General features: G+C 59.2%; 11 protein-coding genes. 8 read left to right on the top strand and 3 right to left on the bottom strand.

Features of this window, described 5'->3' with window-relative positions; genetic code table 11:
* The first annotated feature begins 358 nt into the window (after window positions 1-358).
* From ACR3FE_RS15545 to ACR3FE_RS15520, 6 genes are read left to right on the top strand one after another with little or no spacing between them, the layout of a single operon-like run.
* A complete protein-coding gene (locus ACR3FE_RS15545) occupies window positions 359-3,526 on the top strand; it encodes a molybdopterin-dependent oxidoreductase (protein WP_458208140.1) in 3,168 nt (1,055 codons plus the stop codon).
* Window positions 3,526-4,710 (top strand): 4Fe-4S dicluster domain-containing protein, encoded by a 1,185-nt coding sequence (locus tag ACR3FE_RS15540; RefSeq protein ID WP_458208138.1) that lies wholly within the window; start codon window positions 3,526-3,528, stop codon window positions 4,708-4,710. The genes ACR3FE_RS15545 and ACR3FE_RS15540 overlap by 1 nt, the downstream gene beginning before the upstream one ends.
* Before the next feature lie 9 nt (window positions 4,711-4,719).
* Complete coding sequence (locus ACR3FE_RS15535; protein ID WP_458208136.1) at window positions 4,720-5,436, top strand: TorD/DmsD family molecular chaperone; 717 nt, start codon at window positions 4,720-4,722, stop codon at window positions 5,434-5,436.
* Window positions 5,429-6,415: an ethylbenzene dehydrogenase-related protein gene (locus ACR3FE_RS15530; RefSeq protein ID WP_458208134.1), complete on the top strand. Its 987-nt coding sequence runs from the start codon at window positions 5,429-5,431 to the stop codon at window positions 6,413-6,415. The genes ACR3FE_RS15535 and ACR3FE_RS15530 overlap by 8 nt, the downstream gene beginning before the upstream one ends.
* Window positions 6,412-7,290 carry a HEAT repeat domain-containing protein gene (locus tag ACR3FE_RS15525; RefSeq protein WP_458208132.1) on the top strand — a complete coding sequence of 293 codons (879 nt, stop codon included), beginning with the start codon at window positions 6,412-6,414 and terminating at the stop codon, window positions 7,288-7,290. Before ACR3FE_RS15530 ends, ACR3FE_RS15525 begins: the two co-directional genes overlap by 4 nt.
* 5 nt (window positions 7,291-7,295) lie before the next feature.
* Complete coding sequence (locus ACR3FE_RS15520) at window positions 7,296-7,871, top strand: hypothetical protein (protein WP_458208130.1); 576 nt, start codon at window positions 7,296-7,298, stop codon at window positions 7,869-7,871.
* Between the two features lie 216 nt (window positions 7,872-8,087).
* Here ACR3FE_RS15520 and ACR3FE_RS15515 read toward each other — a convergent pair whose 3' ends face one another.
* The 3 genes from ACR3FE_RS15515 to ACR3FE_RS15505 all read right to left on the bottom strand — a co-directional run bounded on the left by ACR3FE_RS15515 (window position 8,088) and on the right by ACR3FE_RS15505 (window position 11,539).
* Entirely contained in the window at window positions 8,088-9,473 is a 1,386-nt protein-coding gene (locus tag ACR3FE_RS15515) for a phenylacetate--CoA ligase family protein (protein WP_458208128.1), read from the bottom strand.
* 103 nt (window positions 9,474-9,576) lie between these two features.
* Window positions 9,577-10,299, bottom strand: coding sequence for an MBL fold metallo-hydrolase (locus ACR3FE_RS15510; protein ID WP_458208126.1), 723 nt, complete (start codon window positions 10,297-10,299; stop codon window positions 9,577-9,579).
* 109 nt (window positions 10,300-10,408) lie between these two features.
* Window positions 10,409-11,539: a VIT1/CCC1 transporter family protein gene (locus tag ACR3FE_RS15505; RefSeq protein WP_458208124.1), complete on the bottom strand. Its 1,131-nt coding sequence runs from the start codon at window positions 11,537-11,539 to the stop codon at window positions 10,409-10,411.
* A 498-nt stretch (window positions 11,540-12,037) separates the two neighbouring features.
* On the opposite strand from ACR3FE_RS15505, the gene ACR3FE_RS15500 reads away from it, so the two are divergent.
* Both ACR3FE_RS15500 and ACR3FE_RS15495 read left to right on the top strand, forming a co-directional pair.
* Window positions 12,038-12,553: a hypothetical protein gene (locus ACR3FE_RS15500; RefSeq protein ID WP_458208122.1), complete on the top strand. Its 516-nt coding sequence runs from the start codon at window positions 12,038-12,040 to the stop codon at window positions 12,551-12,553.
* Between the two features lie 171 nt (window positions 12,554-12,724).
* Window positions 12,725-13,558: a helix-turn-helix transcriptional regulator gene (locus ACR3FE_RS15495; protein ID WP_458208120.1), complete on the top strand. Its 834-nt coding sequence runs from the start codon at window positions 12,725-12,727 to the stop codon at window positions 13,556-13,558.
* Window positions 13,559-13,680 lie beyond the last annotated feature (122 nt).

Below are 13,680 nucleotides of genomic sequence, written 5' to 3'. Positions count from 1 at the left end.
TGATGGTGCGCCCGCAGTTGAGTTTCGTGGTGCACTTCCTCGTGCGCGGGGCGAGGGCATCGGTCTTCGGAATCTTTCCGAACATATCCGGTGGATGTCAAACGCGCACCACCTGGCACGGAGTTCGGAGAAAGAGAGAACATTCGTCGCTTTATAGTCGGGATTGGTAATCCTCTCGAAAAAATCAATCCAATAACCCGATCGTTGGTATCGGACATAACTGAGTGGACGAACCTGTTCGGGTGGCTTCCTATTCGTTGGGAATCTCCTTTGCTATTGATTAGCAAAGGTTCGTGATTCGTGCACGCATGAGACGAGTAACGATTTCAGAATTATCAGTTGAAGGGGGTGTATCGGCGTGAGCCTCACGCGGCGCGACTTCATCCACGGTGCTGGAACAGGCGCGGTCGGTGCACTGCTCACCAGTGGATGGGCGGCAACGCAAGGCGTCGATCCCGTCACTGACGTTCCCAACCCGCTCAAATCTTACCCGAATCGTGACTGGGAGGAGGTCTACAGGAACATCTACGCATACGATGAAGTAGATTGGTCGGTCTGTCACCCCAACTGCACGCAATCGTGTTCACTGAACTTCTACATGAAGAACGGAGTGCCGATTCGAGCCGAACAGATCTATCACAACGAAAAGCCGAGTGTCGGCCCTTCCGGCTACGAGGACGCAAACGTCAGCCAGAACTGGAACCCCCGTGGTTGCATGAAGGGGTTGACACTCCACCGTCGTACTTTCGAGCCCAGTCGGATCAAGTACCCGATGGTTCGGAAGGGATGGTCACCCGACGATCCCAATCCCAAAGGCCGGGGAGAAGACGAGTTCAAGCGGGTATCGTGGGACGAAGCCGTAGACCTCATCGCTGAAAAGATGGCAAGTCTCGACGATCGGAAGCGGTTCCACGTTTTCAACGCCATCAAAGCCGACGGACTCATCACTCGTCACGGTGCTGGGCGACGACTCGCATCCATCTTCGGTGGATGCGAGTGGACCGAGTACGACTGGTACGCCGACCTGCCGCCGGGCCACGTGATGACCACTGGCTATCAGACCAGCGATTCGGACGCCAACGCGTGGCGGAAGGGCGATTACACCATAATCCAGGGCAAGAACCTCATCCACAACAAGCTCGCAGACAATCACTGGCTGCAAGAGGCCCGCGAGCGCGGCGGCAAGATGGTCGGTATCTATCCGGATTACTCGCCGACGGTGCAGAAATGTGACCGCTGGCTCCCAGTTCGTCCCGGCTCCGATCCGGCGATTCCACTCGGGTTCGCCTACGTCATCATCAAAGAGGAGCTGTACGACGCCGACTTCATGCGGAAGTTCACCAGTCTCCCACTGCTGGTGCGCGATGACGATGGAAAGTATCTCCGCGCGCACGAGGTCTTCTCCGATCACGAACCCCCGAGCGAGGGCGACGAGCACGACTGGGGTGACTTCGTGATCCTGAATCAGAACGGTACCCCGGTGCCTGTCACGCGGGAGGATGTCGGCGACAAGATGCCCGCGACCCCGAGGTTAGAGGCCGATACCAAACTTTCCTTGGCCAACGGTGGGACGGTTCAGGCACGTACCGACTTCACCAGACAGAAGCAGAACGTCATGGAGAACTACTCGCCCAAAACGGTCTCGGACATCACCACCATCCCGGCCAAAGCGATCCGCCAGACTGCGCGGGAATTTGCGGCAGCCGAGAATGGGCAGTGGTTCACTGGCGAAGGGATCAACCACTGGTTCCACGCCAACAGCGAACTCCAGCGGTCGATCTTCTTCGTCCAGTCGATGCTCGGCAACATCGGTGATGCCGGGAAGGGTTACTACAACTACTCGGGACAGTACAAGATCGAGCTGTTGGATGGCTATCCTCACTACGTCAATCCCGATGGAATGTCGGCTACTGGGATGTATCCGGGGTACGCGTTAGCATTCTTCGGCGGCAAGCAGCTGGATCCCCACAGGATTCGCGGTGACTTCGACCGGGAACTCGATCTGGTACCGCAGGGTGACGCCAACGAACCCGTGATGCCGAAGGGAGCAAAGTCGTACACGCTGTCGAAGCCGACCATCCTGTGGACGATGAACTGCAACCTCCTGAATCAGACCAAACATCAGGAGCACGTCATCAACAACTTCACGAAACACCCCGACACGAGCAACGAGCTGTTCATCGTCTCGGACATCCACATGACCTACTCCGCCCGGTACGCCGATATCGTGCTCCCCGTACCGTCGTGGCTGGAGTGTGACTATCCCGACATCACAGTAGGGCCGGAGAACCCATTCATCACGATGGATCACGGTGTGATGGATTCTATCTACGACACCATGCAGGATGGGGAGATCATCGCTCGCGTCGCAGAGAAACTCGACGAGAAGATCCCTGAAAGCGAACGAGACATCTCGTACCGGTCGTACTTCTCGGAGTTCCTCGACAAGGACGGCGACGTCCGCAAGTACATTCAGGAGACCCTCGATGCAGGAATGACCACGCAGGATATCGATGTTAAAGACCTCGAAAAGGGCCCACAACGCCTGAACCTCAAGACGTACCCGCGGATTCCCTTCTACTCCCAGATCCACGACGACCGACCGTTCTACACCAAGACCGGTCGAATGGAGTTCCACAAGGAAGAAGACCGGCTCATCGAACTTGGTCGCGACGACTTAGACCACATCGAGAGTGTCGAGGGAACGCCGTACGGCGTCAATAAGAAATGGGACAAGGCCAAGAAAGAAAAGAACCCGCTCTACCACGACGAAGGGTACCAGTTCTACTACAACACGCCTCACAGCAAGTATCGGACACACTCCTCGTGGGGTATGACCGATTGGAATCTTATCTGGTCGGCGAGGGACTTCGGTTCGACCAGTGCAAACCCCGAGGGTACCGAACGACTGGTGGACGACTTCTCGTTCCCCGAGGGTGATGGCGAGACCAGCGAGGCTCCGCCGCTCGGCGAGGCCTTCGTGGAGATCCACCCAAGCGACGCTAAGGCCATCGACATCAAGAACGGTGATTACGTCCGAATCAAAGGTAAGCGAGGGGATACCGTGGTTCGAGCGATGCTGAGCGAGCGCCAGCGTCCCGGCAAGGCGGGCGACATGGGCCAACTTACCATCTGGCACGGCTGGTGGCCACAGCACTTCCCCGACGACGAAGACGCAGCGGGCGACGACAACGTCAAGGGATTCAACGTGACGACCAATATTTGGCTCGACCCCGGCCAGGAGATCGACGAACTCGTCCACAAGGGGGTGTTCGGGGATCCAAACGTCTCTGATGTCGTTCCAAAGAACATCGCGTGGCACGGCGCGGAGCTCGAACACGGCTACGAGGAGACCGTGTGGGCACCGACCGGGGTGAACCGCGACGACCTCGTAACAGTCGAAAAATACCGCGAGGCCGACTGGTGGCCCGGTGATGCCCGGCGCGACGATCTGATTCAAGACTACATCGGGGGGTCGCTCCAGTCGAAGGGTAACTCCACGACGACCACTGGAGGTGGGAAGTGATGCCAGAAGTTTACAATCCACAACTCGGACGCAAGCAGCAATATCCATACGAGCATCGCAAGCAGGAACGTGATTGGCACTGGGGGATGATCATCAACACCAATCGATGTATCAATTGCAACACCTGCTCGTTCGCTTGCAAGTCCACGTGGACCAGCGGGAGAGGCGAGGAGTACATGTGGTGGATGAACGTCGAGACCGAACCGTACGGCGGCTACCCGATGGGCTGGGACATGCGCCTGTTGAACGACCTGAAGGAAGGCCAGACCATCTTCGAAGCCGCGGAAAAGGGTGAGAAGGTCAAAGGGTACGTTGCCCAGAAGGAGGCGTGGGAGTACCCGGCCCTCGGCGACGACCAGGTTCACGGCGAGTATCCCGATCGGGATGAGGTAGTCGAGAGCAACCCCGACGCAGGCAAATATCACGACATCTGGCAGTTCTACCTGCCCCGCCTGTGCAACCACTGCAAGAATCCAGCCTGTCTCGCGGCGTGTCCGCGGAAGGCCATCTACAAGCGCAAAGAGGACGGCATCGTCCTGCTCGATCAGGAGCGGTGTCGGGGGTACCGCAAGTGCGTGAATGCCTGTCCGTACCACAAGCCGATGTACAACCCCGAGACCGGCGTTTCGGAGAAGCCCGTCGGCTGTTTCCCCCGCATCGAAGAGGGTCACGTCCCTCGGTGCGTGAGCAGTTGTATCGGGAAGACTCGACTCCACGGAAACATCAACCGGGGGCCTAAGGCTGGCCATCCAAACGGGAAGAAGTCGGCAGCGAAGGGCCGAAGCCCCGTCAACTATCTCGCACACTCCGACGAGAAGGTCGGGCTTCCGCTCTACCCGCAGTTCGGTACCCGACCGCAGGTGTTCTACATGCCTCCCTATCACGTGCCGCCGGAGTTCCTGACCCAGATGTTCACGCCGAACACGAAGCAAAAGCACAACGACTGGCCCGGTAGCACTTACGAGGAGTCGGTCAAGATCATCCAGAAGCGAGTCCGGAACCCGAGTCATCACCTCCTCGGCGTTCTCCAACTGTTCGGAGCAACGACCCGACTCATCGAGACCTACACTGTCAAGGAAAACCGCGTGAAGGGCTGGGATCGGAAAGGAAAGAAAGTCGTCGATATGCCCATCGAAGAGGACATCGAGGTGCGCGAGGGTGAACAGTGGACCAACCAACCGTGAGGTGACAGAATGGACGAAACAACTTCGAAAGACGATCTAACACCGACGGAACGCCACTCCGCTCGCGCCGCACTGTACAGTGCGGCGGCGGCAGGGTTCTGCTACCCAGACGAGACGGCTGTTGCCGAACTGACGCACGAAGACACTGCTGAGGGACTCCGGTCGGCAGCCGCGAAACTCGGCTTCGAGTCAGCGGTGGAGGAACTGCTCAGCGCCCTCGAATCGACCACCTACGACGACCTCGAGTCGACGTACAACCGGCTTTTCGGACTCCCCGGTGAGGAGGGAACCTATCCGGTGATCCCCTACGAGGCCGAGTACACTGTTGGCGACGAGGTGGGCCGCCAACAGCGCCGGATAGCGACCGTGGTCGGCCTGCTGGAGACTTTCGGCGTCGAACCATCTGCGGAGTTCAACGAGCGACAGGATCACGTGGTCGTGGAACTCGAACTGATGCAGGTACTCGCGGCCCGTCGAGCGGTCGCTCACTACGAAGGTGACGAAGAAACTGCCGAAAACGTCGCACGCGCCGAGTCGATCGTCCTCGGTGAACACCTCTCTGGGTTCGTTCCGGCGTTCGCCCACGACCTCCGCCGGATCGAAGATGAAGGGGTTTACCGCGCCGTGGCCGACCTTGCGGCGACGCTCGTCAGCTCCGACGAGGCCAATCATCCCGACCCGGACGTGGATTTCGAGACATCCACGGAGGTGAGAACCCGTGCTTAACCGAGACGCAGCGCGACGGGCCACCATCGTAACCGTGGTCGTCGTCGTCGCGATGGTCGCCGCTCAGGCCGCGGTCACTGCCGCAGTCACGAACGGAGATCAACCGGCAATGGCGGTCGAGACGGTGCCCGACGACCCCGATTCTGCACAGTGGAACGACGCTCCGACCCGAACAGTCAATCTATCGAAACAACAGATGGCTCTTCCCTTCGGTGGCGGGAGCGTTGACAAACTGAAAGTTCAAACTGTCCACAACGGTAGCCACACCGCCTTCAAGTTGACGTGGAAAGACCCTACCCGGGACGCCAACATTCGTGCACCACGCAACTACAGCGACGCCGCCGCGGTGATGCTTCGAACCGGCAACAAGCCACCCATCACGATGGGTGCGGTCGGAAAACCGGTGGACATCTGGTACTGGCGAGCGAGCTGGCAGTTCGAGAACCAGCCGTCGTTCGGTCAAATGTACGTTTACCCCCACCCGAACGAGGAGACCATGCCCGGTATGGCAGCTGGAAATCCGATCTCGAAGGATCAGTTCGACCGGTTCTCCCAGAACTACTATGCCAAGGGCTTCGGATCGCTGACCCACGCGCCCAAACAGAACGTTCGAGCGAATGCCAAGCGAACCGATAACGGCTGGTCGGTCGTGTTCACTCGGAAGCACTCGACCGAAGGCAAGTACGACGCCGACCTCGCCGGGTCGAAGAACGTCTACCTCGCGTTCGCAGTCTGGAATGGGAGCGCGAACGAGGCGAACGGTCAGAAATCTATCACGCTCCAGTTCACCAAACTCGACACTGATAAGTGGGCGATGACCGATGCGAGTAGCCAGACCGGTTCCGGTAGCGGGAGCAATAAGTCACCCGCCGGGCCGAAGGGCTTCTGGCTGACGCGTTCGGTCGGAAACTTCATCTTGAGTCTCGTGGCGATTACCCTGGTCACGTGGTCTGTCGTCTACTGGAGGGCCAGCCAGTGACGAACGACTACTCCAATCGAAGTGCTCGTGCTCGCTCGCCCGCCGACGACGAGGCGGAGCTTCGAAGCCTGCTCGAATCTCCTTTCGCAGGCGAACGCCGCGACGCCGCACTCGCCTTGGTAGATCGCGCCGAAGATGGTCTGGATGACGGCACCGTGGCCGCACTGACCGATCACGTCCAAGACGAGGATGTGGACGTCCGCCAGTTCTCGATCGAGGCACTTGGTGTTGTACGGGAGGGCAAAAACATGATTCGAACCGCGCTTTCGGGCGACGACGACGAATGGGTTCGGGCAGAGGCCGTGGTCGCGCTGTCGCGGATCGACCCCGACGACGACACCCTCTCCGAGGCGCTTTCGGACGAGAGCGGGTGGGTTCGGCGCAACGCGATCATCGCGCTGGGCAAGACCGCGCGAGTCGACCAGGAAACATTGGCCGACCGAATAAAGGACGATCCTCATCCCGCAGTTCGGGAGTACGCCGCGCTCTATCTCGGTGACCTCGCCGACGATGTACCAGAAGCGGTTCGCCTACTCGCGGCGGTGTTGGCCCGTGACCCCGAAGCATTCGTCCGGGCCAAAGCCGCCGAATCACTTGGAGAGTTGGCGACCGACCGCGCGGAGCAGGCTCTCGAAATCCACGGTATCACCGACCGAAGTGACGACGTAAAGCGAACCGCGAAGCGGGCACTGGCGTCTGCCCGGGGCGTCGATCCCGACCAACTCGACGTGGAGATTGACGACGGGCCGCCGGGTGGCGGCCCCCAGTCGTGGGACGAACTTCCAGACGGACCGGTTCCGGAATCGAGTCCGGAGTCGAACTCCGCGCTCGACGGGACGTCGACGTATAACCCCCGAAATCCGCCCGAGAGGTGACACACATGGTAGATTCAGAATCACACGATCGACCGGCATCGAACGACTCACTCGGAATATCGATTCCCGACGAATACGTCGGGGCGTTCGTCGCGGAGGTGTTCGAAGACGTGGAACGAAACACGACGTGGGAGGAAGTCGTCGCTGCGTTGGTCGCCGAGGAGGCCCGTGGAGCGTGGGATGCACTCGACCCCGAAGCGCAGGTCGCCGAAGTCCTCTCGGCGACCGCCGACTTTGACGAGCGAGCGGTTTCCCACCTCGCGGAGATTTCCACCGACCACGACTCGCCGACGCCTGAGATTCGTCATCAGTTCGAGGAGGCGAAACGATGTCGGCGTAACGCAGACCAGTTTCGGGACGGTGTGGCTGACGCCTTCGCCGAGGGACACGTGGATGACGACGAACTCGTCTCGGCGGTCGCACGCGCCGACTTCGATACGACAATCATCGCCGAGCGCGAGGACGAGATGGAACGAGTCACCAACGTCTACGACTTCGACTTCCGGCCCTATGGCGGCACGCTGATGCACGACGAAGACGACGAAAGTGAGAGTCAATTGGACGACTTCGAGGCGTGGTAAGGCGAATTAGCTCCCGGTTGCTCTCTCACCCCGATCAAACCGTGGATGGAGCCGAGGTCACGACTCCATCTGTACTGCTGTGACACCATGGGACAAAAGTTGAGACTGGGATTCTCAATGCATACGGTCCTCGAATCTCTTCGTGGTTGAGCATGATTTCCTCGTTGACTCACTCAGCAACATCGAATGCCCAAGACGGCGACTGAACGGAGTGAGTTACTGCTCTAATTCTGACCACACGTGCCGGAACTTCCCACTTCGTTCCTCTCGTCGTGGGGGTTCGGATACTGCTTCGATGGTTATGTGGTTAATCCCGTGATTACGAAGGAACGACTGGAGTTCACGCTCGATATGTTTCCAGACCTCCTCCTCGGTTGCATCAGGGGTGACATCAAAGCGGACCTGAAGTTTTGTGGGGGCTGTGCGGATAATCTGGGTTCGATGGATACCCGGAACTTCTTCGACAACGCTTGAGAGTGCGAGTGGGAAAATCGGGACCTCCTCTCCCTCGTCGGTTTCGAACTGGAGGACGTCTCCTTGCCGTCCGCCGACCTCCATGATGGGGAATGCGCTCCCGCATGGACACCGTTCTTCGTACATCGTGATGCTATCCCCGAGGTCGTACCGAATGATCGGTTGCACCCGATTCGAGAGGCTCGTAATGAGAACGGTTTCTGACGGCGTCCTTGGTTCGACCGGCTGATAGTCCTCGTCGACCGGTTCGACCACGACCCAGTCTGTATTGGCGTGGAGATTTCTGTGTTCGCACTCGACGGCAATCGGGACGAATTCTGTCGCCCCATAGAGTTCTCGGACGACACAATCGAAGGCCCGTTTGAGGACTCGCTTTTGGGCCTCTGAGATGGGTTCTGCCGTCGGGGCCACGAGTGCCGGGCTGATGTCGAGACGACCGTCCTGCTGGGCTCGCGCCAGTTCGACGAGGACAGTCGAGTAGCCCCAGAGGATAGCGGGCTGATACTGGTTCAAGTCCGAAACCAGGTCGCCGATCGGCCGTTTCGGAGAGAAAAGCTGGCGACGCCGTGCTCCGAGAGCGGATTCTCTGCGCATCATTTCGATGCCCGCCGCACCGGCGAAGTGTCCGCCAGAAACGGCAACGAGTGCGGCACGGAGATTCTGCGTGAAGAGTCTGGAGAGTGGTGAAACGCTGGCCATTGCGGGCATAATCCACCGATCACCCAGCACGTCTGCAATGGTCCATGCGGTCTCGTCCTGGACGAACACCCCCGGTTCACCTGTCGTCCCAGATGTCGTCCAAACCGGATATGTGCCGAGGAAGCGCTCGCCGATCTTCGTCTCGTCGGCGACGAACGCGTCTATCTCGGCTTTGGTAATCGCCGTGTCCGTGACGAGATCGTCGAAGTGCTCCATGAGCATCGACTTCGTCACCGGCGGGTACTGTGTGAGGTCGGTACTGCCCTCGGGCACGTCGGCGTAGTGTCGCTTGTAGAATCGTGACTGTCGCTGGGCAAACGAGAGCATCTCAGTGACCCGTCGTCGCTGCCGAGCCTCTATCTCTGCACGGGTCGCTCCTCTGGCCCGCCACACGTCGAGTGTGATCTTTCCTCTCTCGATTGGATTCATCGGACTGGTGTTGGAGCACGGGGGAATTCTTCCGAGCCCCCTCTCGTGTTCCCACTAGACTTCGCGGCGAACGGACTTTGTTATTGGCCCGCCGAGCCAGCTGTTACCCGACGGTCCTCATGTGGCCTTCCCAGGGCTTACCATGTCCGGACAACAGTACGACCTCGCCACAGGAATCTAATTTCCGTATTGACGACCGCGCCTTCTCGGTGTCGTAGTGTATCGGTGGCAACAGCGCTGGTTCGGTGTGCCGGCCGGTTCGAACATTGTACGTCATCAGGGCGTCACCGCAGAAGAGCACATCTCGATCGGGGAGATAGTACGCGGAGGATCCGGCCGTATGCCCGGGGACATGGATTACTGTTGGATGCCCAGGAACGTCGAGTTCGTCGCCGTCCTCGAAGATTTCGAACGCCGTGAGTTGCGGCACCGATCCGACCCCTGAACGGACGACTTCGACGAAGTACGAAAACACCGGGGGCTTCCAGAGTACCTTCACGAAGTCGAACGGTGGGAGCGACCGGGACACCGTGTTTGCCCGCTGCACATCGGCCGGGTGGATCCACACCGGCGCGTCAGCGGCTACTCGAAGCCACTCGGCGAAGCCGAGATGGTCGAGGTCGCCGTGGGTGATGAGAATCGCCGCAACGTCGGATATCGTGTATCCGAGTACCTCGACACCTTCGACGAGGAGGTTCCAGTGTCCGGGGAGGCCAGCGTCGACGACAGTGAGAGCATCGTCCTCCTCGACGATGTACCAGTTGATTCGGCGCGTCCCGAATCGATACACTCTGTCGGCGACCTCGACGCCACGAACGAATTCCATAGCGGACGTACGCACTCGACTGGGATATCCCTGCTAGCTGGTTTGAGCGGGTAAGCGCCTGCTTCCTGGATATCGTGCCTTCTCCGACCAGCCGCGTCGAAACCCGTCGTCAGCCGACGAGCGTCACCCCAATCAGGCTCCCGACACCGTAGGTGAGGACCGCAGCAGTGAGTCCAATCCCGACCTGCCGAAGTCCAGAATAGAGCACGGACCGTCCCGTGAGAAGCGTGATACTGGCCCCGATGACGAACAGGGCGAGCGCACTCAGTACGAGACTCACGCCGACAGCGACCAGTCCGCTCAACACGAAGTACGGGAGGACGGGGACGATGGCTCCGAGCGCGAAGAGCACGAACGATGTCGCGGCCGCTTCCCACGCCGAGCCACCCAGTTCTTCCGGGTTGATGCCTAGTTCCTCACGAGCGAGCGTGTCTAGTGCCATCTCCTCGTCGGCGATCAACTGCTCGGCAATCTCTCTGGCGCGTTCTTTCGAGAGCCCTTTCGCCTCGTAGATGAGGGCTAGTTCTTCTGCTTCTTCTTTGGGAACCTCGGCGAGTTCTTCGGCCTCAATGCCGATCTGGCGTTGATACAGTTCCCGAGAGCTTTGGACGGAGAGCCACTCGCCCATCGCCATCGACCCCGATCCAGCGAGGAGCCCGGCGAGACCCGTAATCAGAATCGCCGTCGAATCCAGTGCCGCACCGGCGACGCCCATCACAAGACTGAGATTGGACACGAGACCATCGTTTGCACCGAGAACTGCGGCACGGAGTGCGTTGCCGCTGGTCGCCCGGTGGCGACCTTCGAGCTGGGCGAGGACTTCCCCCCGTGCTCCCTGCCCGGGTGTTTCCGCGATCACCGTCAGGAGACGATCGTGCGAGCGTTCGTCGTCGGCCATCCCGGTTCCCGTGACCTCCGGTTGGGTCGCGTAGTCACTCCCCCCGATGGCCTCCCCGGCTTGCATGGAGGATAGTACCAGCCCCGGCCCGAATCGACGGGCAAGCCACGCCAGCACCGTCGCTCGCCGAGACGGCTTGGCGTCTCCTGGGTCAGAACCGGCTTCTCGAATCTTCTCAGTCCAGAAGTCTGCATGGGTTCGCTCCGTGTCGGCCAGCCGGCGGTAGACTTCTGCGACCTGTGGTTGCGATTCGGCGTCAGCCATCGCGGTATAGACCGTCGCACTGTCGATTTCGTCTTGCCGATTGCGACGGTATCGTTCGATATCCTCTGGAGCAGTCATATATGGTGTAATTGCGACGCAAGGACTTAGTGGTGGATTCAGCGCATCACACAGTCGCCTTGACTGCTGCCTGCCCCCTCATCCAATACACGGTCAGTGGGAGTCGAGACCGTCGCTCTCAATGCATACGGTCTCAACTTTCCCGGGCTCAGAATAGTTGAGACTGGTGCCCTCAATGCATGAGCCAATAGTCCATCGTATCCCTCGTCCTTTCGATCCTTCGAAAGTCAGCCTACCGATATGAATATCGACGTGCCAGTTCTCTCCCCTACACCCGCTTGCCGAAGCGAAGCGAGCGCCGGTATTCCCTACACTATGTGGTACGATAACTGCTGGCATGGAATCTCTGTATATCGATTCAGTCAACACGCGAGATGGTTACAACGGTCTGACCTGTATGCAGTATCCATGGTGAGGCCTCAACGAGTACCATTTCATTGTGTGAAACATTTGCACTAAGCATCGTTATCGTTATTCGTACCGATTGGGCGGTTGGACATGTACTCAGATAGAGAGACAGTCAGCACGTCCAGCTCCCGCCGAGAAATACTGAAGCGCGCCGCTGTGGGGTCGACCGTCGTGGCCTTCGGGCTGCCCGCCCTCACCGCGACCGCTGCGGCAGATCAACCACAGAGGGACTCGCTTGTGGGGACTGTAATTCCGAATCCATGTACCGGTGAGGACATGGTTGTCACCAAGGGACGCTCCCTGTTTGATCTAGACACCCGTCCAGATGGGAGCGGTGGCGTCCACATCACCCTCCACTTCAATACACAGGGAGCCGAAACCGAAGGGACGGAAAGTGGCCGAACGTATCTGTTGAATGGCGCTGCAGCGTTCAGCCAGAACGTGAAACCGCCGTTCCCAGTAATCGTAACCGACACTGTCAACGTTCGTGTCATCAGTCAAGGGTCTGCAGATAATCAACTCATCAAGGGTCGGATGCACTTTACGGTAAATGCCAACGGGGATGTCACGGTGGACCGAATGGAGGGTACCGCAGAGTGTGTATAAATCGGCAATTGTGATAATGACTCTAGGGATCACCAAGTAGCATACGGATGGGGGAACTCACGCTTCGGCGATACCAGCTAAGCGACGCGGCGGGAGTTTTACTCGTCCGTCGGAGTCTCAGGGACTACTGTTAAGCCTGCTGCAACCGTAGTATAATGGAACTGAACACTGATGCCACCATCCGACCCACTGGAAGACGTCGCGTTTCTCGCTCGGTCAGCCCATCGTGTCAACGTACTCGAAGCCCTCGCAGAAGGCCCCCTTTCTCGCCCCAAGCTCCACGAAGAAACCGGCATCTCCCAGCCCACGCTCGGGCGTATCCTCGGCTCCTTCGAGGACCGGAACTGGGTCGAACACCAGCGTCCCGACTACGCGCTTACCCCACTGGGCGAACTCCTTGTCTCGGAGTTTGGGGACCTGCTCGACACGGTCGAAACCATACAGAAGCTCGGTGACGTCGTCCGACAGTTGCCGACCGACGAGATGGACTTCGACATCCGAACGTTCGCCGACGCGACCGTCTGGACACCGGATCCCGGGGACACGTTGAGTCACATCCGTCGGATGGAGACGACGTGGCTCGATGCCGATCGGCGGAGACTGTTGGGCAGCACGCTCGGTCCGATCTCGTTCGACGAACGAAAGGAGCGCGCCAGACGCGACTTCGACCGGCTGCAGGAGATGGAGGTGGAAACCATCGTCTCCCGTTCCCTGCTGGAGCAGGGGATGTCCGACCCGGAAATCAGACGGATGACGCTGGAGGCCTGGGACTCGGAGCAGATGAAAGCGTACCTCTACGACGGCCACATTCCGCTGCTTCTCACTATCGCGGACGATACGGCGATGCTCGCCCCGACGGACGAAAACGGTATTCCCACTGCAGTTGTCGAAACCGAAAACGAAACCATCCGGTCCTGGGTCGAGACTCGACTCGACGAGTATCGCGAGCAGTCGGTCGAAATGACAGTAGAGGACATACTCACATCGGATTTAACCAACAACTGACTCTCTCTGTCGGGCAGATCATCCTGTGACCAGCGGATAGCCGTCTGGAGTCTCCATCAAAGGCCATCCACGACCTCTCTTCGACGGAGTTGATTGCGTCGGCTGCAACATTTTCACGAGAT

The organism is Haladaptatus rarus (assembly GCF_054177585.1).
This window is presented reverse-complemented; position numbering and strand designations above follow the sequence as displayed.